This is a genomic window from Pseudoxanthomonas sp. 68-E7 (assembly GCF_057773145.1).
The window spans coordinates 235,261-257,692 of the sequence record NZ_JBYMTI010000005.1 but is presented as its reverse complement, the minus strand read 5'-3'; the positions used below and the strand labels follow the sequence as shown (position 1 = coordinate 257,692).

General features: G+C 65.5%; 22 protein-coding genes and 1 pseudogene. 16 read left to right on the top strand and 7 right to left on the bottom strand.

What is annotated here, in order from left to right; all coding sequences use genetic code 11:
• Positions 1–50 precede the first annotated feature (50 nt).
• Entirely contained in the window at positions 51–956 is a 906-nt protein-coding gene (locus AC3DE2_RS14000) for a pepsin/retropepsin-like aspartic protease family protein (RefSeq protein WP_295379148.1), read from the top strand.
• 58 nt (positions 957–1,014) lie between these two features.
• On the top strand, positions 1,015–1,512 hold the full coding sequence (locus AC3DE2_RS13995; protein ID WP_488426843.1) for an HIT family protein: 498 nt from the start codon (positions 1,015–1,017) through the stop codon (positions 1,510–1,512).
• A gap of 66 nt (positions 1,513–1,578) precedes the next feature.
• On the opposite strand, the pseudogene AC3DE2_RS13990 reads toward AC3DE2_RS13995, so the two are convergent.
• The 3 genes and pseudogenes from AC3DE2_RS13990 to AC3DE2_RS13980 form a co-directional block, all read right to left on the bottom strand.
• A pseudogene (locus AC3DE2_RS13990) lies at positions 1,579–1,779 on the bottom strand (Rid family hydrolase); the annotation flags it as partial.
• Positions 1,780–1,879: 100 nt separating this feature from the next.
• Positions 1,880–2,173 (bottom strand): response regulator, encoded by a 294-nt coding sequence (locus AC3DE2_RS13985; RefSeq protein ID WP_488426706.1) that lies wholly within the window; start codon positions 2,171–2,173, stop codon positions 1,880–1,882.
• Between the two features lie 25 nt (positions 2,174–2,198).
• Positions 2,199–3,377, bottom strand: a complete 1,179-nt coding sequence (locus AC3DE2_RS13980) for a two-component system sensor histidine kinase NtrB (RefSeq protein WP_488426705.1) — start codon at positions 3,375–3,377, stop codon at positions 2,199–2,201.
• Between the two features lie 280 nt (positions 3,378–3,657).
• Here AC3DE2_RS13980 and AC3DE2_RS13975 point away from each other — a divergent pair, with 280 nt between their 5' ends.
• The 4 genes from AC3DE2_RS13975 (at position 3,658) to AC3DE2_RS13960 (ending at position 7,547) form a co-directional block, all read left to right on the top strand.
• On the top strand, positions 3,658–4,287 hold the full coding sequence (locus AC3DE2_RS13975; protein ID WP_488426704.1) for a hypothetical protein: 630 nt from the start codon (positions 3,658–3,660) through the stop codon (positions 4,285–4,287).
• 56 nt (positions 4,288–4,343) lie between these two features.
• Positions 4,344–4,649, top strand: a complete 306-nt coding sequence (locus AC3DE2_RS13970) for a DUF6959 family protein (RefSeq protein WP_488426703.1) — start codon at positions 4,344–4,346, stop codon at positions 4,647–4,649.
• Between the two features lie 546 nt (positions 4,650–5,195).
• A complete protein-coding gene (locus tag AC3DE2_RS13965; protein ID WP_488426702.1) occupies positions 5,196–5,612 on the top strand; it encodes a hypothetical protein in 417 nt (138 codons plus the stop codon).
• A gap of 1,149 nt (positions 5,613–6,761) precedes the next feature.
• On the top strand, positions 6,762–7,547 hold the full coding sequence (locus AC3DE2_RS13960; RefSeq protein ID WP_488426701.1) for a hypothetical protein: 786 nt from the start codon (positions 6,762–6,764) through the stop codon (positions 7,545–7,547).
• 114 nt (positions 7,548–7,661) lie between these two features.
• Here AC3DE2_RS13960 and AC3DE2_RS13955 read toward each other — a convergent pair whose 3' ends face one another.
• The gene (locus AC3DE2_RS13955; RefSeq protein WP_488426700.1) at positions 7,662–8,336 is read right to left on the bottom strand and encodes a hypothetical protein; all 675 of its coding nucleotides are present in this window, start codon (positions 8,334–8,336) and stop codon (positions 7,662–7,664) included.
• 87 nt (positions 8,337–8,423) lie between these two features.
• On the opposite strand from AC3DE2_RS13955, the gene AC3DE2_RS13950 reads away from it, so the two are divergent.
• A complete protein-coding gene (locus AC3DE2_RS13950) occupies positions 8,424–8,816 on the top strand; it encodes a type II toxin-antitoxin system PemK/MazF family toxin (protein ID WP_488426699.1) in 393 nt (130 codons plus the stop codon).
• A gap of 652 nt (positions 8,817–9,468) precedes the next feature.
• Here the strand turns inward: AC3DE2_RS13950 and AC3DE2_RS13945 are convergent.
• Together AC3DE2_RS13945 and AC3DE2_RS13940 are read right to left on the bottom strand one after the other, a co-directional pair.
• Positions 9,469–10,287: an aminoglycoside phosphotransferase family protein gene (locus AC3DE2_RS13945; protein WP_488426698.1), complete on the bottom strand. Its 819-nt coding sequence runs from the start codon at positions 10,285–10,287 to the stop codon at positions 9,469–9,471.
• Between the two features lie 202 nt (positions 10,288–10,489).
• Positions 10,490–12,553 (bottom strand): 3-hydroxyacyl-CoA dehydrogenase NAD-binding domain-containing protein, encoded by a 2,064-nt coding sequence (locus AC3DE2_RS13940; protein ID WP_295374906.1) that lies wholly within the window; start codon positions 12,551–12,553, stop codon positions 10,490–10,492.
• Between the two features lie 329 nt (positions 12,554–12,882).
• On the opposite strand from AC3DE2_RS13940, the gene rpoE reads away from it, so the two are divergent.
• The 9 genes from rpoE to recO all read left to right on the top strand — a co-directional run bounded on the left by rpoE (position 12,883) and on the right by recO (position 21,721).
• Positions 12,883–13,503: an RNA polymerase sigma factor RpoE gene (rpoE, locus tag AC3DE2_RS13935; RefSeq protein WP_295374903.1), complete on the top strand. Its 621-nt coding sequence runs from the start codon at positions 12,883–12,885 to the stop codon at positions 13,501–13,503.
• Positions 13,500–14,420, top strand: coding sequence for a sigma-E factor negative regulatory protein (locus AC3DE2_RS13930; protein WP_488426696.1), 921 nt, complete (start codon positions 13,500–13,502; stop codon positions 14,418–14,420). Before rpoE ends, AC3DE2_RS13930 begins: the two co-directional genes overlap by 4 nt.
• Positions 14,421–14,509: 89 nt before the next feature.
• Positions 14,510–16,030 carry a DegQ family serine endoprotease gene (locus AC3DE2_RS13925; RefSeq protein ID WP_295374899.1) on the top strand — a complete coding sequence of 507 codons (1,521 nt, stop codon included), beginning with the start codon at positions 14,510–14,512 and terminating at the stop codon, positions 16,028–16,030.
• Between the two features lie 138 nt (positions 16,031–16,168).
• Positions 16,169–17,977 carry a translation elongation factor 4 gene (gene lepA, locus AC3DE2_RS13920; RefSeq protein ID WP_295374896.1) on the top strand — a complete coding sequence of 603 codons (1,809 nt, stop codon included), beginning with the start codon at positions 16,169–16,171 and terminating at the stop codon, positions 17,975–17,977.
• 103 nt (positions 17,978–18,080) lie between these two features.
• Positions 18,081–18,875 carry a signal peptidase I gene (lepB, locus tag AC3DE2_RS13915; RefSeq protein ID WP_295374892.1) on the top strand — a complete coding sequence of 265 codons (795 nt, stop codon included), beginning with the start codon at positions 18,081–18,083 and terminating at the stop codon, positions 18,873–18,875.
• Positions 18,876–18,913: 38 nt separating this feature from the next.
• Positions 18,914–19,300 (top strand): DUF4845 domain-containing protein, encoded by a 387-nt coding sequence (locus AC3DE2_RS13910; RefSeq protein ID WP_295374889.1) that lies wholly within the window; start codon positions 18,914–18,916, stop codon positions 19,298–19,300.
• A gap of 3 nt (positions 19,301–19,303) precedes the next feature.
• Positions 19,304–19,981: a ribonuclease III gene (rnc, locus tag AC3DE2_RS13905; RefSeq protein WP_295374886.1), complete on the top strand. Its 678-nt coding sequence runs from the start codon at positions 19,304–19,306 to the stop codon at positions 19,979–19,981.
• The gene (gene era / locus AC3DE2_RS13900; protein WP_295374883.1) at positions 19,978–20,901 is read left to right on the top strand and encodes a GTPase Era; all 924 of its coding nucleotides are present in this window, start codon (positions 19,978–19,980) and stop codon (positions 20,899–20,901) included. Before rnc ends, era begins: the two co-directional genes overlap by 4 nt.
• An 88-nt stretch (positions 20,902–20,989) precedes the next feature.
• Positions 20,990–21,721 carry a DNA repair protein RecO gene (gene recO / locus AC3DE2_RS13895; protein WP_488426694.1) on the top strand — a complete coding sequence of 244 codons (732 nt, stop codon included), beginning with the start codon at positions 20,990–20,992 and terminating at the stop codon, positions 21,719–21,721.
• Positions 21,722–21,738: 17 nt separating this feature from the next.
• Here the strand turns inward: recO and AC3DE2_RS13890 are convergent, their stop codons facing one another.
• The gene (locus AC3DE2_RS13890; protein WP_488426693.1) at positions 21,739–22,401 is read right to left on the bottom strand and encodes a response regulator; all 663 of its coding nucleotides are present in this window, start codon (positions 22,399–22,401) and stop codon (positions 21,739–21,741) included.
• Between the last annotated feature and the right edge of the window lie 31 nt (positions 22,402–22,432).

The following is a 22,432-nucleotide window of genomic DNA, read 5'->3' as shown; positions in this document are numbered from 1 at the left end:
GTGCCTTGTCATGGTCTTTGGATTGCCTGATTCGTTCACGGAGATGCTGGATGCATAGTCATGCTGGGATCGCGCCTGTTGTTTTGCTCTTGTTGGCAACGCAGTTCGTGGGCCAGTCCGCCATTGCGAAGCCGGTCGAGATTCCCTTCGAGGAAGGCAAGGATCATCGGATCTTCGTGCAGGGGACCATCAATGACTCGCGGCCCCTGCGGTTACTGTTCGACACTGGCGCCAACGAAATGGCGGTAAATCGCGCCCTCAAGGACGAGGCATCCCTGGTCATCGACGATACTGCCGAGAACACCGGCAGCGATGGTGTCAGCGCGCTCGATTACAGTTCCGGCAACCTGGTCCGGGCTGGCGGCATGGAGGCGCGCATGGGAGCCGTGCTGGTGGAGTACCGCAACCGTCCTTTCGATGCCGTGCTGGGGCATCGGTTCTTCCAGGACCGGATTGTCGAAATCAACTATGACCGAAGCCGGCTTGTCGTGCATGAGCGGATGCCGGATCTTGCGGGTTATGCGAAAGCGAAGGTCAAGATGGTCGACGATACGCCGGTCGTCCGGCTGAGCCTGGTCGATGGAACGTCCACGGTCAGGCCGTGGTTGTTCTTCGACACCGGCAGCAATGGTTCAATCGATCTGTCGTACGCATTCGCCTCCCGCCACAAGCTGAAGGAAAAGTTCACCCAGGTGGTGGGAACGTCGCAGTACAGCGGCAGCGCCGGAAAGAAGATTCGCGCGGTTGATGTGCGCATCCAGTCGGCGGGCGTCGCTGGCGTTGATCTGAAACAGCCGAAAATTTCATTGACGATAGACGAGGATGCCTCCCAGGGCGATGGCATTGTCGGAAGTGATTTCATCCACCACTTCAACGTGATCATGGACCTGAAGGGCGGCTACCTCTACCTGAAGCCGAACCAGCGCGTTTCCGGAAGCGTGGCTGCCGGTCAATGAGGCGGCTTGCCATCCCTTGGTCAGGCGCAATTGGAGACGAGAATTGATTGAACTTCCCGTGAGAGATCCCTGCGATATCTGCGAAACGTCAAGCCGTGAAGACAGATGGGCGGTCATCGATGAAAGCGAACACACGCTCACCCTGATCAATCCCTGGCAGTTCGAGGTCGGCCAGTGTTGCGTGGTCACGCGCCGGCACGTCGCCACGCTGCTGGATCTTTCTCCCGGCGAATGCGAGGAGATCATGGCTTCGGCCAAGCGCGTCGCTGAGGCGCTGGTCAAGGCCTACCAGCCGCTCGGGATACTGACGTTCCAGAACAACGGGGTCTACAGCGGACAGGAAACCCCCCATTTCCATTTCCATGTCGTGCCCCGGCAGAGAGGAAGCGATTGGGGCATCGGTCCGCCGCAGTTGGCGACATTCGATGGCGCCGGGCGGCAAAGGGGAACGCCCCACGATCCGGCCGACGACGCCCAGCGCCTGGCACGGGTCCGGGTGCCGGCCGGGCAGTTGGCTGAAACCGCACGCCTGATCCGTTCGAATCTTCCAAAGTAGGGCAGGGGCGGATACCGACGTCTGTCGGGCTCGGCCCGGAGCACGCGTTGCCACGGGATGCCGCTGTGCTTCGCCCCAGAACTCGGGCACGCTCTTCCAGGCCCGTTCGAAATGCTGCTCCGGATCCACAAGGAAGACGGTCACATCCACGATGTCGTCGATGGTGCAGCCGGCTTCGGCCAGGATGGCGTTGGGGTTGCGAAAGGCTTGGCGCACCTGCTCCTCGAAATCCGGTTCGGGAGAACCGTCTTCGCGGCGCGTATTCATCGATTGGGTAGTGGCGTTGATGGCGCAGCAGGCGCCGGCGATCCAGCCGCCGCGGGCGCCGGCACCGGCACCGGCCTGAGCGGATGCCGCACGCCTTCCCTCAGCCGATCGCGTTCAACAGTCCCGACAGCCGATACGGCTTGGGGATGAACTGGAAACGCTCCGGAATCTGCGGCAGATGACCGAGTTGGTGGCCCGAGGCGATGATGATTCTCGCGGCCGGATTGAGCCGCGCGGCCTCATGGGCCACGTCGATGCCCGATACGCCGTCCGGCATGCTGACGTCGGTGATTATCGAATCGAACGGGATGCCGGTGCGCAGCAGATCCAGCGCGTCGCGGCCGTTGGCGGCCACGCAGACCTCGTAGCCTTCGGAGGACAGGGCGTCCGCCACCACTTCCGCGATGTCCCGCTCATCTTCAACGAAAAGTATCCTGCGAAGGTTCCCCACCATTTTTCTCCATCACTGCGGGCAGCCAGATGCGGAACATGGCGCCCTCACCCGGGGTGCTCGAAAGCTGGACGAATCCCCCCGACTGGGTCGCCAGGCCGAACACCTGGCTGAGTCCGAGGCCGCTCCCCTTTCCTACTTCCTTGGTCGTGAAGAACGGGTCGAATACCTTGGCGTGGATTTCGGCCGGGATGCCGGGCCCGTCGTCGCTGACTTCCGCGCAGACATGCAGGCATGCGTCCGCCTCGGGTTGCAGTGGATTCTTGATCACGGCCATGCCGGTGCGGACGACGATGTTGCCGCTTCCGGACATGGCGTCGCGGCTGTTGCAGACCAGGTTGAGGACGGCAGCCTCCAGTTGCGCCCGGTCCACCTGGACGCGCGGCAGGTCGTCGGCCAGTTCCAGGCGCAGGGAAACCTGGTCCGCGCAGGCGCGCTCGAACAGATCGCCGGACTTGCGCAAGAGCTCGCTGAGATGGGTCGGCTGTGGCAACAGACTCTGTCCGCGCCCGAAGGTCAGCAGTTGGCGGGTGAGCAGGGCGCCGCGATCGCACGCGCGGACGGCGGCGTTCAGCGGGGAGGCGATGTTGTCGTTGCCCGCGTTGCGGGCGGCAATCACGTCCAGGCTGTTGAGGATCACCGTGAGCAGGTTGTTGAAGTCGTGCGCCAGGCCCAGGGTGAGTTTGCCGATGGCTTCCATTTTCTGCGCCTGGAGCAGGGCATCGCGGGCTTCCTCGAGGCGCTTCTGCGAGGCATGGCGCTCGGTGACGTCGCGGGTGACCTTGGCGAATCCGATCAGGTCGCCGCTTTCCCAGATGGGTTCGATGACCACGCTTGCGAGGAACCGGCTGCCGTCCTTGCGCACCCGCCAGCCTTCGGCCGCCAGGCCGCCCTGTTCGGCGGCCACGCGGAGATTATGGCGGGGAACATCGGCGGCAATGTCCTCGGGGGTATAGAAGCGCGCGAAATGTTCGCCGACGATCTCCTGCGCGGTATAGCCCTTGATGCGCTCCCCGCCAGGGTTCCAGGAACAGATGTAGCCATCCGGATCGAGCATGTAGATGGCACTGTCCGTGACGCTCTTGATCAGCAGCGCCAACTGCCGGGATTCGTCTTCCAGCGTTTTTGGCTGACTCAGCCTCAGCACGTTCCCCCCCTTTTTTCCGGCTGCCAAAACTAGGATTCCATTTGTTAAATCTAGGTGATGTCGATGGGCGCGCCTCCGCATGAAGAGTGATGCCGCGTTCGACGTTCCGGCCAATGTGAATTGGAGCCGATGCACACACTGTGCACGATGTGGTCTGGACTTGAATGCTCCAGGGCGGGATTGAAAGGGATCTGGGCCGCCCCTGATCGCCGGCGGGCGCCGATTGTCCGCCACCGTAGCCTGGGCTAGAGTTTCGCGTACGGGGGAGCCTGGGACAGGGATGAAAGGCAGGAAGATCATCGGATGGTGCTGGCTGCCGCTGGCCGGTTGGTGCGGCCTGGCGTCGGCGCAGTCACTGGAGCGCATCACCCTCGACGCCGCGGAACTGTCTGCCGGCGGCTACCGCTGGGACGCACCCGCCGCCCGCATCGAAGAAAGCCTGGACCTGGGTGACGCCATCTACGGCGGCACGCTGCGCCTGAGCCCCAGGCCGGGGCAAGACGGCGAGTACCGCGTGCGGGTGCAGTTTGAAACCAGCCTGGGTATCAGCGGCGAGGGCCCGCATGTGGATCTGATCGACTTCCGCCATTGCGTCTCGGACTGGCACGTGGCCGAAAGTGGTGATGGTCGCAGCTTCACCTTGGCGACGCCCACCGAGGAGGAAGCCAGCTGCATTCCGCAGGGCACGATGGGCGAAATCCGCGCCGCCACCCGCAAGGCGTTGGCCGGCTGGTCCGACGCGCCGGAGCAGGTGGAACACTGGCTGGGTCTCATCAAGGACATCAAGTCACCCGCCGAATCGCCGATGTATTCCACCATCAGCGAGATTCGCGTCCAGGTGGAAGAACGCGTCGGCGGCCGTTGGGTGCCGGTGACGTTGCTGGTGTTTGAAGTGCCGATGGGATGTTGAGCGCATGCGCCCTGGACGGCGCACGGCCTCAGGGACGCAGGACCCGGGGAGGGGGAATGTACGAAACACAAGTGGAAATCTATTCCGACCGCACCAATGCGGTCGTGCTGCGCCATCATGGGCGCAAGCATCCCGGCGTGCTCGTGCAGGGCGATGCGTTGTTCGCCCTGTTTCAACGCGCGGACGCTGCCTGCGAAGTCGCACGCGGCGCGCTGCCGGCCGACGCCCACGATGTACTGACCGATCTGCGCGACACCCTGCTGGCCTATCTGGACCACTACCGGACGGTGCTGGGCGAACACGGCATGGGATTGCCGTTCAACAAGTCGTCCGCGGCGTCCGCACAGGATATGTTTTTATGAGGGCGGGTATCGGGGCAGTCACATGCGGGTAGTCTCTTCTTTGCTTGCGCTTGCCATGGAGTACCGGGACAAAAACCGGATTGCCGTGGCTGCGCCTGATCCAACCGGCATCCGAGAAGGGCAGTGAGCAGGTTCGCGAGAGTGGGGCTGGCCTTGCTTGCGGGCGCCCTGACTTTTGCACTGGCCGCTCTCGGGACCCTGTTTGTCCTCGTGCGTATCTTTACACCACGAGGCGACTGTCAGGCGCCCTGCGACGCGCCGGTCTATGTTGCCTTGGGTGTCGGAATGTTTGTTGCGCCGGTAGTTGGCGCGATCTGCGGTGGCTTGGTCTACGCCATGGTGGTTCGTGGAAACACGCACGATTGAATGAAAGCACGACTGGAGCGCCCAGCCAAAAGGCTGCGGCGCACCCGCTTATAGACGGGACCTGGCTTTTACACCCGCTCGCAATGGCCGGGAACATCGATGCGTCCAGAGCCACGTGGCATGATGGAACAGTGATGGTGACTCGAGGGTCACGCTACAGGATCAGCCATGCGGAGAGTGATGCGTATATGCGGTGCGGTTATCCTCGGCCTGTTCGGGCTGGGATTCCTCTGGTCCGCGGGCGTGGATGCCTATCGCAACGAAACCCTGCGTCATGGTGCGATGGAAGCGGACGCCGCCGTCGTCGACATCCGCCACCCCGATCAGATCCGTTACCGCTTCGACGTGGAGGCGGAGCAACCGACCTATCACTACACCGGCCGCTGGCTGTTCATCCCGGCCTGGGTACAGGTGCCGGAACTGGCCTTTGCCGAGGCGCAAGCCACCGGCCACCTGCGCATCCTCTATCTGCCTTCCAATCCGCATGTGAACCAACCCGCGGCACTTCGCCTGCGGCACCCCTGGGAATCGCTGGGGCCCTGGCTGCTGGCGGTGCTGATGTTCTTCCTCGCCGGGCGTCTTGTCTTCAGGCGGTAGCGCGCTTGGGTCCACCTTGTGCGACCGCAATCCTGTCGATGCCGCGCAGATGTCTGCTGCTGGACAGCATTTTCATGAGGCTGACGCTTGTCCAAGAAAATGGACGGACAACGCCAGGGGAATCGAGTCGGGTGGAAGGAGGCGCGAGCGAATGAAACTATTGGGAAGCCATAAGCAGTAGCGGCCGAATTCACCAGATTCAAAGCCGAAATCGGCAGGGTGACTGGTCCACTGTTCAGGACGGGTTCGAAGCGTGCTTCCCATGCCGCAGCGCAGGCGCGTTTCGGTCGGGCGCGTGGATTGACACAAAAAACAGGATGAGGTGAAGGTTGCCCTGCCGCAGGATGCGGTGTATCGAAGGGGGCAACATGAAATGGAGGGTGCTCGTATTCCTGGTGATAGTAGGTGCCGGATTCATGACAGCAGCTCAGACCTTGCCGCCCGTCATCGTGACGGCGCCACCGCCACCTCCGACGCTGCCGCCCGTGACCGTCACCGCGCCACGGGTGGGAGGAGGAACGATCGTTTGTCGTGATAGTGCCTGCGCGGGTGTGATTGCGGCCATGCGACAGGACCGGATTCGGCAGTACGTGCAAGCGCAATTGCCGCCGCCGGCGCCTGATTCCATCCTGTTGGAGCAGGCTCTCTTCTGTTCGAAGTTGAAGGGAGGCAAACCATCTGGTTGTAGTTTCTCCAACCCTCCGGCATCACCTGGGATCGTGGTTCCCGGCAAAGCCCCATGGGCGCCCAATGGATGCGGAACGGGTGGGGTCGGAGGCTGGTTCCAGGATTTTGTCCTCGAGCGCATCGCGGGGACTGCATACTCCGGCCAACTGGATATGCCCTATTCGGGGGTGAGTTTTCGTGGTGCCTGCGACAGCCATGACCAATGTTGGGCGGAGGGAAAGGGCAGGGCACAATGCGACATGAATTTTCGGGACAGCATGAACGCTGCGTGTGGCCAACTGGGGGATGCGGGAAGCATTGCGGGTTGCAGTGGTTTCGCAAGTCTCTATCACGGTGCGGTATCCACCACGGATGGCGCGAACAATGCCTATGATTCGTCGACCGGGAACCGGAAGTGCGCGGTCTGGGCAAACAGCATGAAGGAGAATGGCTGTGAGGGCTGAACGGATACGATTTGCCTTGTTGGGCCTGTTCGCGACGGGTGTCGTTGCCTGCACGCCGGCCGTGGAAAGCGAGCCGCCGCGGAGCGGTGATACCGCGTCCGCGGTGCCCACCCAATCGGGACATCCGGATAGCCGCGAGAACGCGGGTGATGTCACGGGCTGGATCGAAATTCCACAGAATCTCCGATTTCGGGGGCTGGTCAGCGTAGAGCGTTCTTCTTCTTGGGAGACCCGCCTGGCGAAGTTTTCCGGGCGGGATCAGAGCTACCTGAATGCAATGAACGACAGGTACTACGATTCCATCAGCTTTGACAGTGCGGAACAGCAACAGCGATTGATCGCGCAGGGCTTCCCCATGCCCGAAGAGTGGCTGGCGGCCCGCGACACGACGGATGCCGAACTGGAACGATTGGCCAAGGCCGGGAACACGAAGGCGCGCATGTTCCAGGTCGATCGTGTCAGCGAACGAATGGCTCCCGTATTGGCTGAACGCGGACTGCGGGATACGCCCGAGGACAAGGAACTGTTTCGTCTTTTTACCGATGCCACGCAGATGGCGGAGAGTCTGTTGCGGGAAACACAGAGCCCATTCGCCGCTTATCTGGCCGGCCGAGTATTCTCCGCGGGAACGCAAGGCAATCGACCGGAAGCGATGGCGGGTGCGTTTCAGCTTGCAAAGGAATTGGGCGACCCGCGCGCGGATGAATTTCGAAGTGACTTCATGGCCTGGCATCCTGGCATGGATGCTGAATCGGTCATGGTCTACTACGCTTCGTTCAAAGGTACCGCCAGCCGTGCGAAGTAGAGCGTGCTGTTCAAGATGGCCCGCCAACTGATCTGGTAGGTTGGATTGGCGGGTTTGCGACCGTCCGGGATCGCGGATACAGGCTAATGGTGGGTCAAAGCCCGCTTGCGGGGACTAGGATCTCCTGGTGCGCCACAACCAGATCGCCAGTGGCACGAAGCTCAGATAGACCAGCGGCAGGTAGAGCGTGCCGTAGAGCGCATCGAATTTCGGGCCAATGAGATAGGTATCGATCATCCGCAGGAACAACCGCACGGCATTCAGGCCGAACGCCCATAGAGCGAGCCAGTGGATGCGTTCCTTCCCCAGCGCGACGCAGATCAATACGCTGCCCAGCAGCCAGGACAGGCCCAGCGGGAAATACAGCGCGTACTGGATGGACTGGAAGCTGGCCTGTGCGGCGAGGATGCGCGCCTGTTCGGCGGGGTCGGTGGTGGCCTGGTACTGATCGGGCAGCGCCAGGTAGACATGGAACAGTTCCACCGCGCGCAACTGGACTTCCAGCAGGCAGAAGACGAAGAAGCCAAGGAACGCCAATGCCGCCAGTGTCGGGTTGCGTCGCCAGGCGATGCCGCAGGATACGAGGAACAGATAGGCCAGGCCGAAGAACGAGAGCAGCATGCTGGCCGCCCGCGCGATATTGAGGGGATGCGGCCCCTGCAACAGCTGCTGCGCCGGTTCGCCCGCTTCCGGCAACTGCCCGAACACGTACCACTGGAATGATTGCACCGCGACGTAGACCAGCGCGACGACGGCGGCGATGTGGCGGTGCCTGGCGGTATCGAACATGCGGACTCCCGGAAGGGCAGGAACGACTCGGCGCGGCACAGCGTACCCGAACCGGAGAGATGCGGGGCGGGCCCGTAAACTGTGCGGATGGACAGGACCGTCGACCCCCGCCTCATCGCCCACGCCGGACGCATCCACCGGGGCGAACTCTACTGGGTGGAACCCGACCCGACGCGTGGCTCGATGCCGGGACAACCGCACCCGCACCTGATCATCCAGGACGACGTGTTCAACCATTCGCGCATCGCCACGGTCGTGGTCTGCGGCGTGACCAGCAACCTCCGCCGCGCCAGCGAACCGGGCAACGTCCTGCTGGAAGCCGGCGAAGGTGGGCTGGAGAAGCCGAGCGTATTGGTGGTCTCGCAGGTCGCCAGTTTCTACAAGACCCGCCTGGGTGAACGCATCGGCATGCTTCCACCAGCGCGGGTGGATCAGGTGCTGGCGGGCATGCGGTTCCTGCAGGCGTCCTACTTCCGATAGCCTCCCTGCACGCCGAATGGCCTCACCCGGGGGCGAATCGATGCCGGATGCCCGCTCCGCGACGCCTCCGCCGACGATGCCGGCAGTTCCTTCCCCCGCACGCGGGGGAAGGTGCCCGAAGGGCGGGTGGGGTGCTTTTCACGCCATCACCCGAATTCACGGGGCAGCCCGGCCAACTCAGGGATCATCAACGCATCGGCATGCTTCCACCAGCGCGGGTGGATTAGGTGCTGGCGGGCATGCGATTCCTGCAGGCGTCCTACTTCCGATAGCCCCCCTGCACGCCGAATGGCTTCACCCGGGGGGGGCGAATCGATGCCGGATGCCTGCTCCGCGACGCCTTCGCCGACGGTGCCGGCAGTCCCTTCCCCCGCACGCGGGGGAAGGTGCCCGAAGGGCGGGTGGGGGTGCTTTTCACGCCATCACCCGAATTCACGGGGCAGCCCGGCCAACTCCGGGATCATCCCGGCACGGTGCAAGGCATCGAATGGTTCACTCTCCCGCAAAAGGGCTTCCCGCTTTTGCCGGGATGACGGGAAGTGGAAGCGTGGAGCGCGCCCGGATAGGGCACGCGGCACGATGGGGGAACGGAAGCGCAATCCGGCGAACGATGCCGGCATCCATCCAGCATCATTCGCGGCAAGAAAACCCTTCAACCTTCCAGCATCGCCCATGCCAGATCCGCCACGGCAAAATCCGAGGCGATACCGTCGTCGTCCTCGTCTTCCCGGAACCAGGCGGCCGACAATCCGGCAAACGCGACCACCCAGCGCAGCAGGCGGCGGGTGTCCAACTGCGCGGCCTCGGCAATCACCTCGACCTGGCGACGGAAACGTCCCGAACGGATCACGATCGGAAGGTCCGGATTGGTGAGCAGGTTGGCATAGTCGAAACCACGCTCGCCGGTGACGCATTTGGGATCGATCGCCAGCCAGCCGCGCTCGCCGAAATCCAGCACGTTGCGATGGTGCATGTCGCCATGCAGGACCACCGGATCCCGCGGGTCGTCCAGCAGTGCCTGCGCGGTGGCCCAGGAGCGGGTGAAGCGCGAATCTTCACCGGCCGCCGCTGCCAGCGAGCGGAACCAGGGGCGCAGCGGCACCAGATGCGCAGGCGGTGGTGCGTTGCGCGGTGCGTGCAGGCGGGCGAGGGCGGCGCACAGGATGCGGCTGGCTTCGTCGTCCTGTCCCTCCAGCACCATCGTGAACAGATCGCCGCTGCCGGTGGCGCGCTCCATCAGCACGGTGTCCTCGTCATGCGCGTAGACCTGCGCGGCCCCGTCGCCGTCCCACCAGTGCAGCAGCACGCCGCCGGATTTCTCCTCCGGCGCCAGCGCCCGCTTGAGCATGGCGGGATGGCCTTGCCAGCGCACTGGCAACAGTTCGCTCCCCGGCGTGGCGAAGGGGGCGCCATCGCGGGTGAGTTGCCAGCGATCGAGCAAGGGTTGCCAATGAAAGGAGGAGAGGTTCATGCGGCCGGATCATAGCCGCGGTCACAAGCACGCTTGTAGGAGCGACGTAAGTCGCGACCCGACGATCCCAAGCGGGGACCGAAGCGGTTTTGGATTCGATGGCCGCCATCCTGAGAGCAAGCGGTCGCGACCTATGTCGCACGTACAAGGATGTGTGAAGGTTGAAAAGAAAAAGGCCGCATCACGGCCTTTTTCTTTCGACTCATGCGGCTGGTTGCCGCAATGCTTCCGAGTCCCAGCCCGGGCGCGGGGCGAAGCGATCGCCGTGGCGCGATTGCAGAGCCTTGAGCCGGGCCAGCAGCGCATCGGCGCCGGCACTGCGGATGTACTGGATGGGGCCACCGCGGAACGGGGCGAAACCGGTGCCGAAGATCACGCCGGCGTCCAGCAGGTCGCCGTCGGCCACCACGCCATCGTGCAGGCAGGCCACCGCTTCGTTGAGCAGTGGCAGGATCAGGCGGTCTTCCAGATCCTCCGGTGCCTTGTAGTCCTGCGGCACGTCCGGTTTGACCGGCTTGCCGTTCTCCCACTTGTACAGGCCCTGGCCGTCCTTCTTGCCGCGCTTGCCGTTCTCCACGTTGCCGAGCGCCGCCGGCACGGTCAGGCCCAGGAACGGGGCGAGCTCATGGCCGACACCGGCGGCGACATCCAGGCCCACCGTGTCGATCAGTTCGATCGGTCCCATCGGCATGCCGAACTTCACCGCCGCCTTGTCGATGACCGGGCCGGGGATGCCTTCGGCATAGGCGTTCGCCGCTTCCAGCATGTACGGGAACAGCACCCGGTTGACCAGGAAGCCCGGCGTGCCCGCGACCGGCACCGGCAGCTTGTCCAGCGCCTTGCAGAACGCGGCCAGGCGCTTCTCGGTTTCCGGCGCCATCGCATCGTGGCGGATGATTTCCACCAGCGGCATCAGCGCGACCGGATTGAAGTAATGCAGGCCGGCGAACAGCGCGGGGCGCTGGATGTGTTCGCGCAGCTCGGTCAGCGGAATCGAAGAGGTGTTGGTGGTCAGCAGCGCATCGGGTTTCAGGCGCGGTTCGACCGACTGGTACAGCTCGCGCTTGGCTTCCGGATTCTCGATGATGGCTTCGATCACCAGATCCGCCTCCGGCACGCCATCGCCGGCCAGGTCGCTTTTCAGCCGGGCCGCCACCGCCGGGCGCTTGGCCTCGTCCTTCACCCGCTTGGCGAACAGCTCCTGCGCGCGCGCCTGCGCACCGTCGATGAAGCGCTGTTCGCGATCCTGCAGGGTGACCTCGAAGCCCTTGTAGGCCGACCACGCGGCGATGTCGCCGCCCATCACGCCGGCGCCGACCACGTGCACGCGCTGGATGCCGTGGTCCTTGCCGCCCAGGCCCTTGAGCCGCTCGGTCAGGAAGAAAATCCGCACCAGGTTGCGCGCGGTCGGGGTGGACGCCAGCTTGACCACCGCCTTGCGTTCGGCGTCCAGGCGGCCCTGGATGCCCTTGCCACCGGACTGCAGCCAGGTGTTGATGAGCGCATAGGGGGCGGGGTAATGCGCGCGGGGGGCCTTGCGCGCGACCTGCTTGGTCATCTGCGGCGCGAGGATCCTGCGGGCGATCCAGGTGTTGCTGATCCAGCCCAGGAAGCGCTGCTGGAAGGGACGTTGCACGCCGCTCTGGATGAGGCCCACGGCGGTGTCCAGCAGCACGGCCGGTTCCACCACCTTGTCGACCAGGCCCATCGCGCGCGCGGCGCTGGCCGAGAGGGTGCGGCCGGTGAGCATCATGTCCATCGCCTTGGGCGAGCCGACCAGCCGCGGCAGGCGCGCGCTGCCGCCCCAGCCGGGGAAGATGCCCAGCTTGATCTCGGGCAGGCCGATGCGGGTGGATGCGTCGCTGGAAGCCACGCGGTAGCGGCAGGCCAGCGAGATTTCGGTGCCGCCGCCCATGCAGAACCCGTGGATGGCCGAGACGGTCGGGCAGGGCAGTTCGGCCAGCTTCTGGAACACGCTCTGGCCGCGGCGGATGGCGTCGTTGACGGTGCCGCGGCGATCGAACTCCTGGAACTCCTTCAGGTCGGCGCCGGCGATGAAACCCGAGGCCTTGGCCGAGCGCAGCACCACGCCCCTGGGCGGATCGATGGCGAGGCGTTCGAGCAGGTCGGACAGCTCGATCAGGGCGTCCTGGGAGAACGCGTTGACGCTGGCACCCTGGCGGTCGAAGCTGAGGACGACGATGCCGTCGCTGCGCAGTTCGGTCTGCCAGTGACTGAATCGAAGCCCATCGAAGTTTGCGGCCATGTCGGACCATCCGTTTACGTATGGACAAGACCGCTATCATCCCGAGGTTGTTTAACCCGCGTCAAATCCGCATATCCGGGACAGGGGTTGATCGACGGCCGGGAAAATGATCCCGCGCCGACGGTTAAATTCTTGATATTCCGCCGGTTTTCCCCGGCTGGCGAGCAGGTTCCGGTCACCTTGCCCGGAATCGCGCGAGCGGCCAGCCGGGCAAGGTGGCGGGATGGGAAACGGGGCCGGTCGGGCCCGCGACCCACCCGTGAACTTTTTTCCGCGGATGCGGTCACATTGCCCGGCTGATGGCCGAGCTCACAGGAGTGCAGCCCGGCATGGCCGGAACCGATTCAACACAGGAGTTGGACCTCGAACTGGTCAAGCGGGTGCAGCGCGGCGACAGCGCGGCCTTCGATCTGCTGGTGCGCAAGTACCAGCATCGGGTGGTGGCCCTGATCGGTCGCTACATCCACGACTGGAGCGAATGCCAGGACGTGGCCCAGGAAACCTTCCTGCGCGCTTACCGCGCGCTGGGGAACTTCCGGGGCGATGCCCAGTTCTATACGTGGCTTCATCGGATTGCAGTGAATACCGCCAAGAACCACCTCGTAGCCCACAACCGCAGGCCGCCGACGGATGACGTCGACGCCGCCGACGCCGAACAGTACGACGCCGGTAGCCGCCTTCGCGATACGGATACCCCCGAACGCGAACTGATGCGGCAGGAACTGGAACGCACGGTGATGAAGGCCGTGGATGCATTGCCCGAGGAATTGCGGACCGCCATCACCCTGCGCGAGGTGGACGGCCTGAGTTACGAGGAAATCGCGCAGAAGATGGATTGCCCCATCGGCACCGTGCGTTCCCGCATTTTCCGTGCGCGTGAAGCCATCGACGCCGAGTTGCGACCCTTGCTCGATACAGACAGTGCCACCCGGGAGCGTAGCCGCCCATGACCGTAGAACACGACAAACTGGACATCCACAACCGCCAGCAACTCTCGGCGTTGATGGACGGTGAGTTGTCGCCCGACGAAGCCCGTTTCCTGCTGCGCCGCCTGCAGCACGACGACGAACTGAACGCCTGCTGGGAACGCTGGCAGCTGTGCGGCGACGTGCTGCGCGGCCAGGCCCAGGCCCCGGCGCCGGAGGGTTTCGCCGCGAAGGTGGCGCTGGCAGTGGCGGCCGAGGCCCGCCAGCCGGCGGCCAACCAGGATTCGGCGCACGCCTCGCGCGGTCGCCTGGCCCGCTGGGGCGGTGGCGCGCTGGCCGCTTCGGTCGCGCTGGTCGCCTTGTTCATGGCCCGCCAGCAGGCGCCGCAGGATGACGCGGCGTCCACGGCGCCGGCCGTGGCCGCGGTGCCGAGGGCACCGGTTGAAGGCACCGGCGTTCCCGCCACGGCCGACACCGGCACCTTGGCCGACAGCGCCGGGGCCGCAGAAACAACTTTGGCCTCGGCCGCGACCGCCGCGGTGGCGGTGGCCAGCGTGCCGCGCCGTGCCGATGCGGCTTCCCGCCGCAGCGCCACCCGTACCCAGCAGGCGGCCCGCAGTGCCGCGGCGCGGGTGACGCGTGAACCGGTCCGGGCAGTGGCCAGTGCCAGGCCGCCGGTTTCGGTTCCATCGGCGGTCACCGCATCCGCGAACCCGCCGGCCACCGTGCTCGCCCGCAACGCCGATCCGTTCTCGCAGGCGCCGGTGATCACGCCGCAGGCGCGGCCATGGCCGCGTTCGACGCTATCGCAGTATCCGGCCAGCGGCGTCTTCAATGCCGGCTTCTCCAGCGATTCGGGCACGCGCACGTTCTATCCGTTCGAACCGTCGCCTTCGCCCGCCTCGCCGCCGGTCGAGCCGGCCCACGCGCCGCAGCGCTGAGCGGCGGTCGCACCGTCATTCCCCGGCGCGATACCGCGCCGGGTTTCTCACCCACCTCCTTCACCACCCGTAATCGAGGCCCGCATTCGATGAGCCTGAGTGCCCGTTCCAACGTGTTGTCCCTGTTGATCCTCACTGCGCCGCTGGCCGCCTGCGCGCGTCCGGCCGAGCCAGCACCGGCGGCGCCCGTCGCGGCGGTGCCCGCGGTGGCGCAGTCCTCCGCGCCGCAACTGGTCAGCGGCCTGCCGGACTTCACCCACCTGGTCGAACAGGTCGGTCCCGGCGTGGTCAACATCGAGGCCAAGATCGGCAGCCGCCCGGCGTCCAGCGCCGACGGCATGGACGAGCAGGAGATTCCCGAGTTCTTCCGCCGCATGCTGCCGCCTGGCTTCCAGATGCCCGGCCCCGGCGATCGCGGCCGTGGCCCGCGCGGCGTTTCCGCCGGTTCGGGCTTCATCATTTCCGGCGACGGCTACGTGCTGACCAACCACCACGTGATCGACGGCGCCGATGAGGTGAAAGTGAAGCTGCCGGATCGCCGCGAGTTCACCGCCAAGGTGGTCGGCAGCGATCAGCAATACGACGTGGCGCTGCTCAAGATCGAGGCCAAGGGCCTGCCGACCGTGCGCCTGGGCGACTCCAGGACGCTCAAGCCGGGCCAGTGGGTGGTGGCGATCGGTTCGCCGTTCGGCCTGGATCACTCGGTCACCGCCGGCGTGGTCAGCGCGGTCGGTCGCAGCACCGGCGGCCAGGAACAGCGCTACGTGCCCTTCATCCAGACCGACGTGGCGATCAACCAGGGCAACTCCGGCGGCCCGCTGCTCAACACGCGCGGCGAAGTGGTCGGCATCAATTCCCAGATCTTCTCCGCTTCCGGCGGCTACATGGGCATCAGCTTCGCGATCCCGATCGACCTGGCGATGGGCGCGGTGGACCAGTTGAAGGCCACCGGCAAGGTCAGCCGCGGCCAGCTGGGCGTGGTGGTCGAGCCGCTGACGACGGAAAAGGCGCGCGGCATGGGCGCCGCCGACGCGCGTGGCGCACTGGTCAACCAGGTGCTGGAAGACAGCCCGGCGGCGAAGGCCGGCGTGGTCCCCGGCGACATCATCACCGGCTTCAACGGCACGCCCATCAACGATTCGCCGGATCTGCCGCCGCTGGTGGGCGCGCTCACCCCGGGTACCAAGGCCACCATCACCGTCCTGCGTGACGGCAAGCCGCGCGATCTCAGCGTGACCCTCACCGAGCTCAACGAGGAATCCGCCTCGGCGGGCGGTTTGCCGGCGGTGCCGGGCAAGCCGGCGCAGACCGCCGGCAGCAACCCGCTGGGCATCGTCGGCCAGGACCTGGACGCCAATGCCCGCAAGCAGATGGGCCTGAAGGCGGGCGAGGGCGTGCTGATTTCGCGCATCAACGGCAACGCCGCCCGCGAGGCCGGCCTGGCGCCTGGCATGGTGGTGCTGCAGGTCGGGCGCACGCCGGTCGGTTCGGCGTCCGCGCTCAATGGCCAGCTCAAGGACGTCAAGCCCGGCCAGACCGTGATGCTGCTGGTCCGGCAGGGCGGCGTGACCCGGTTCCTGGCGGTCACCGCGGGCGACGGCAAGCCCTAAGCCCGCTGCCACCCGCGCTTTCGGACGCCCGCCGGAGTCCCCGGTGGGCGTTCATGTTTGTGGCATCCGGGGTCGGATCGCGCCCGGGCATGCGATAATGCCCCGTTATCCTGACGACGGCCGCGGCCGCCGCCCCACATGTCCTCTGATTCCATGCGGAACATCCGCAATTTCTCCATCATCGCGCACGTCGACCACGGCAAGTCGACCCTGGCCGATCGCATCATCCAGCTTTGCGGCGGCCTCGAGGCCCGCGAGATGGAAGCACAGGTGCTCGACTCCAATCCGATCGAGCGCGAGCGCGGCATCACCATCAAGGCCCAGTCCGTGTCCCTGCCGTACAAGGCGCGGGACGGGCAGGTATACCACCTGAACTTCATCGACACCCCCGGCCACGTGGATTTCAGCTATGAAGTCTCGCGCTCGCTGGCCGCCTGCGAGGGCGCGCTGCTGGTGGTCGACGCCGCCCAAGGCGTGGAAGCGCAGTCCGTCGCCAACTGCTACACCGCGGTGGAGCAGGGCCTGGAAGTGGTGCCGGTGCTGAACAAGATCGACCTGCCCACCGCCGACATCGAACGCGCCAAGAGCGAAATCGAGGCCGTCATCGGCATCGATGCCGAGGATGCGGTTCCGGTCAGCGCCAAGACCGGCCTGAACGTGGATCTGGTGCTGGAAGCCATCGTCCAGCGGATTCCGCCGCCGCAGCCGCGCGATACCGACAAGCTGCAGGCGCTGATCATCGACTCCTGGTTCGACAACTACCTGGGCGTGGTCTCGCTGGTGCGGGTCATGCAGGGCGACATCGTTCCGGGCAGCAAGATCCTGGTGATGTCGACCGGTCGCACCCATCAGGTCGACAACGTCGGCGTGTTCACGCCCAAGCGCAAGGTACTGCCCAAGCTGGGCGCCGGCGAGGTGGGCTGGATCACCGCGTCGATCAAGGACGTGCACGGCGCGCCGGTCGGCGACACCCTGACCCTGGCGGGAGACCCCGCGCCCAAGCCGCTGCCGGGCTTCCAGGAAATGCAGCCGCGCGTGTTCGCCGGCCTGTTCCCGGTGGATGCCGAGGACTACCCGGCGTTGCGCGAGGCGCTGGAAAAACTGCGGCTCAACGATGCCGCACTGCGTTTCGAGCCGGAAAGCTCGGAAGCCATGGGCTTCGGTTTCCGCTGCGGCTTCCTGGGCATGTTGCACATGGAGATCGTGCAGGAGCGCCTGGAGCGCGAGTACGACCTGAACCTGATCAGCACCGCGCCGACGGTGGTGTACGAGGTGCTGAAAACCGACGACACGGTGATGCCGCTGGACAACCCGGCCAAGCTGCCGCCGGTGAACCAGATACAGGAGATCCGTGAACCGATCATCCGCGCCAACATCCTGACCCCGCCGGATTACGTGGGCAACGTGATTACCCTGTGCGAGGAGAAGCGCGGCAGCCAGATCGGCATTACCTACATGGGCAGCCAGGTGCAGATCAGCTACGAACTGCCGATGGCCGAGGTGGTGCTGGACTTCTTCGACAGGCTCAAGTCGGTGAGTCGCGGTTACGCTTCGCTGGACTATCACTTCCTGCGCTTCCAGGCCGGTCCCTTCGTGCGCGTGGACACGCTGATCAACGGCGACAAGGTCGACGCGCTGTCGCTGATCGTCCACCGTGGCCAGGCCGACCGCCGCGGTCGCGAGTTGACCGAGAAGATGCGCGAACTGATTCCCCGGCAGATGTTCGACGTGGCCATCCAGGCTGCGGTGGGCTCGCAGATCATCGCCCGCAGCACGGTCAAGGCGATGCGCAAGAACGTGCTGGCCAAGTGCTATGGTGGCGACATCACCCGCAAGAAGAAGTTGCTGGAGAAGCAGAAGGAAGGCAAGAAGCGGATGAAGCAGGTCGGCCGGGTGGAAATTCCGCAGGAGGCCTTCCTGGCGGTGCTGCAGGTCGACAACAAGTAAGCTGGGCGCAGGGGACGAGGCGATGGGGACCGTAGCGGCTTCCATGGCGAATCCCGGCTCCCGGATTCCCAATCCCGTTCCGAAGGAACAGAAGGAACACTAGATGGTCTGGTTCGAAACTATCCTGGTCGTGTTGACGCTGCTTACCGGTGTCATCTGGCTGCTGGACAAGCTGTTCTTCGCCAAGCGCCGCAATGCACGCGGCGGCCTGCTGGACGAGGAGCCGGTGCTGGTGGACTACTCGCGGGCGTTCTTCCCGGTGCTGGCCATCGTGCTGGTGCTGCGCAGCTTCGTCGCCGAGCCCTACAAGATTCCGTCCAGTTCGATGATGCCGAACCTGCTGATTGGCGACTTCATCCTGGTCAACAAGTTCGCCTACGGCCTGCGCCTGCCGATCAACAACCGCAAGTTCGTCGCCATCGGCGAGCCCAAGCGTGGCGACGTGGTGGTGTTCAAGCCACCGCACGATCCGGAGAACAACTGGATCAAGCGCGTCATCGGCCTGCCGGGCGATCGCATCGGCTTCCAGGGCAACACGGTTTCCATCAATGGCCAGCCGCTGGCCTACCAGACCCTGGGCACCTATGCCGGGCGCGGCCTGCCGATGGGCGCCGAGAGCGCGACCCTGCTGGAGGAGCAACTGCCGGGTCGTCCGCACAAGGTGCTGGAAGTGCTGGATCGGGCGACCGGGGAGGGCGAATGGATCGTGCCGCCGGGCCACTATTTCGTGATGGGCGACAATCGTGATAATAGCGAGGACGGCCGGCTGTGGACCCAGACCCACTTCCTGCCGGAGGAGAACCTGCGCGGCAAGGCCTTCCTGATCTGGCTGAACTGCGAGGACTGGTTCTGCAAGGGGAGTTTCGAACCGTCCCGGATCGGCAACCGCATCCAGTGACGGCAACATCATCCAGGTCGTTCAACGGGGGAATGGCAATGAATCACAAGCGTCAGGGCGGCATTACCTTGATCAGTTTCCTGATCGTGCTGGGCGTGGTCGGCTTCGCGGCCTTCATCGGCATGAAGCTGTTCCCGATGTACCAGGAGTACTACTCGGTCAAGAGTTCGATGAAGGGCCTGGAAAGCGAGCCGGGTGTCGGTGACATGGATCCGTCCAAGATCCAGGACCTGTTCTTCCGGCGCCTGTACATCAACTACTCCGAGAATGTGAAGCCGAACAACGTGAAGTTCGAGCGCACCGATGGTGGCTGGCTGATGCGGGTGAGCTACGAAGTGCGCCGTCCGCTGGTGGGCAATCTGGACGTGGTCGGCCGTTTCGACAACACCCAGGAGCTGACCCGTCGCGGTGGCAGCACGGAATAAGGTTTGAGCGCGCTCCGGCTCACGCATGCGTTCGTCAATCAGGGTTTGCTGGGGCAGGCCCTGACCCATCGCAGTGCTGGAGCGCCGCACAACGAACGACTGGAATTCCTTGGCGACGGCATCGTCAACCTGATGGTCGCCGAGGCGTTGTTCCAGCGCTGGCCCAAGGCCGATGAAGGCGCATTGACCCGCGCGCGCGCCGAACTGGTGCGTGAGGCCTCGCTGGCCACCATCGCGCGTCGCCTGGATCTGGGCGCGCAGTTGACGATGGGACCGGGCGAAATGAAATCCGGCGGCCATCGCCGGGACTCGATCCTCGCCGATGCGCTTGAGGCGCTGGTGGCGGCCATCTATCTGGATGCCGGCTTCGAGGCCTGTCGCGAAGTGGTGCTGCCCTGGTTCGAGGAATCGCTGGCCGCGCTGCCGGTCGGCAAACCGGAAAAGGATGCCAAGACCCGCCTGCAGGAATGGCTGCAGGCACGCCAGCGTCCATTGCCGCTGTACGAGCTGGTGTCCGAGAGCGGCGATGATCACGCCAAGCAGTTCCTGGCCCGTTGCAGCATCCAGGAGCCGCCGGTGTCGGCCGAGGGCGAGGGCACGTCCCGTCGCATCGCCGAACAGGCCGCGGCCGCCGCGGTACTGGACCGGTTGGCAGAAACCAAACGGAATACCGTCGAATGAGCGATACCCTCCAGATGCACAGCGGCAGCGTTGCCGTGATCGGCCGCCCCAACGTGGGCAAATCGACCCTGACCAACGCCCTGGTCGGGGCCAAGGTCAGCATCGTGTCCAGCCGCCCGCAGACCACCCGCCATCGCCTGCTGGGCATCGCGACGTTCCCGGGCGGACAGATCGTGCTGGTCGATACGCCTGGGCTGCACAAGCAGCAGGGGAAGTTTTCCGCCTCGGCGATGAGCCGGGTGATGAACCGCGCGGCGCGCGGCGCGCTGGAAGGCGTGGATGCCGGCCTGCTGGTGATCGAGGCGGGGCGCTGGGAAGACGAGGACACCCTGGCCTACAACGTACTCAGCGATGCGGGCATCCCGGTGGTACTGGTGATCAACAAGGTTGACCGGTTGCGCGAGAAGAGCGCGCTGCTGCCATTCCTGGCGCAGGTGTCCGAAGGCCGGACGTTCGCCGCCGTGCATCCGATTTCCGCGCTCAAGCGCAATGGCCTGGACGCGCTGGTGAAGGACGTGCTGGCGCTGTTGCCGGAAGCGCCGCCCATGTTCGGCGAGGACGAGATCACCGACCGCAGCGAACGCTTCCTGGCCGGCGAGCTGATCCGCGAGCAGCTGATGCGCCAGCTTGGCGCGGAGCTGCCGTATGCGACCACGGTGGAAATCGAACGCTTCACCGAGGAAGTCTCGCCCAAGCAGGGCGAACTGCTGCGCATCGGCGCGGTGGTGTGGGTCGAGCGTGAAAGCCAGAAGGCGATCGTCATCGGCAAGGGCGGCGCGCGGCTGAAGGAAATCGGCAGCAAGGCGCGCATGCAGATGGAACACCTGTTCGGCCGCAAGGTCTTCCTGGAAACCTGGGTGCGCGTGCGTGAAGGCTGGTCCGACGACGAAACCGCCCTCAAGGCCTTCGGTTATGAGTAAACCGGCGCATCCCGCACAGGCATTCCCGGTTTCGCGTATTCCTGTTTTTGCGAATCCCCAATCTCCAATCCCCAATCCCGGCCCCTGAATGCGCATCACCGGCGAACACGCGTTCGTCCTGCATGCGCGGCCCTGGCGCGAGACCAGTCTGCTGGTGGAAGTGCTGAGCGAGGATCATGGCCGGCTCGGCCTGGTGGCGCGCGGGGTGACGACGCCGAAGAAGCAGGCCCTGCGCGCGGCGTTGCAGCCGTTGCAGTACATCCGGCTGGACGCGGAACCCCGCGGCGAACTGGCGCGGCTGCTCTCGGCCGAAGCGCTGGACACGGCGCCCCGGTTGGGCGGCGATGCGATGCTGGCCGGTTTCTACCTCAACGAATTGGTGCTGCGGCTGGCGCCGCGGCACGACCCGTCGCCGGACCTGTTCCATGCCTACGCCGCCGCGCGCGAACGATTCCGCCATGGCGAAGCGCTGGCGTGGACATTGCGCCGTTTCGAGCGGGACCTGCTGGAGGCGCTGGGGTTCGGGTTCGCACTGGATCACGACAGCGACGGCCGCCCGATCGATCCGGCGGCGCGCTACCAACTGGATCCGGAGCAGGGCCCGCGCCGCCTGCTCAGCGATCGCGGACATGCCGAACGCAGTGCGGCCGCGACCGGTCGCGCGCTGCTGGCGCTGGCCGCCCACCAGCCACCGCCCTCCGAGGACCTGGCCAGCCTGCGGCTGGCCTTGCGCGGCGTGCTGGCGCATCACCTCGGCCCGCGTGGCCTGAAATCGTGGGAACTGATCGGCGAGTTGGGACGGCTGAAGCCGCGCACCTGAGCCGAGGCGCGGACGAATCAGCCCCGGAGCCCGTCGGCCGCGGCGCGGAAATCCATCAGGGCTTCCAGCGAGGCGGGTGCCTGGTGCAGCTGTTGCGCCGCCGTCGCCAACCGGCTGGCGCCGACGAAACCGCAGCTGGCGCGAAGCTTGTGCAGCACCGCGCGCAACGCCTCCTGATCACCGGCCCGGAATGATCGCTCAACCGCATCGATGCTCCCGGGAAGTTCTTCAAGAAACAGGCGACGCAAGGTTTCCACGTGTTCCCGGCTGCCGTTGAGGGCCTTGAGCGCTGCGCTCTCGTCCCAATCGCCGGCGCTGCCCGCATGCGCCGGCAAATGGGCGCGCACCGCCGATTGCAGATCGGCTGCGGACAGCGGTTTCACCAGTACCGCGGCAAAGCCGGCGTCCGCCAGGACGCGGTGCGGGTCCGGCGAGGGATCGGCGGTGTGCGCGAGCGCCGGCGTCCGGGCCTGCAGGCGCCGCAGGCCGGCCAGCAGTTGCGCGCCACTGCCGTCGGGCAGGTTGGCATCGATGAGCCAGAGATCGTGGCGGTCTTCGGCGCGCAGCGCCTGGGAGACCGAGGCGGCGCTGTCGACCCGGGCGGGCAGTGCCTCCAGCGCGGCCAGCATGAAGGCGTGGCTGATCGGGTCGTCCTCGACCAGCAGCAGGCGTGGCTTCATTCCTTCGTCCCGGGACATCGTTATGCTGCCT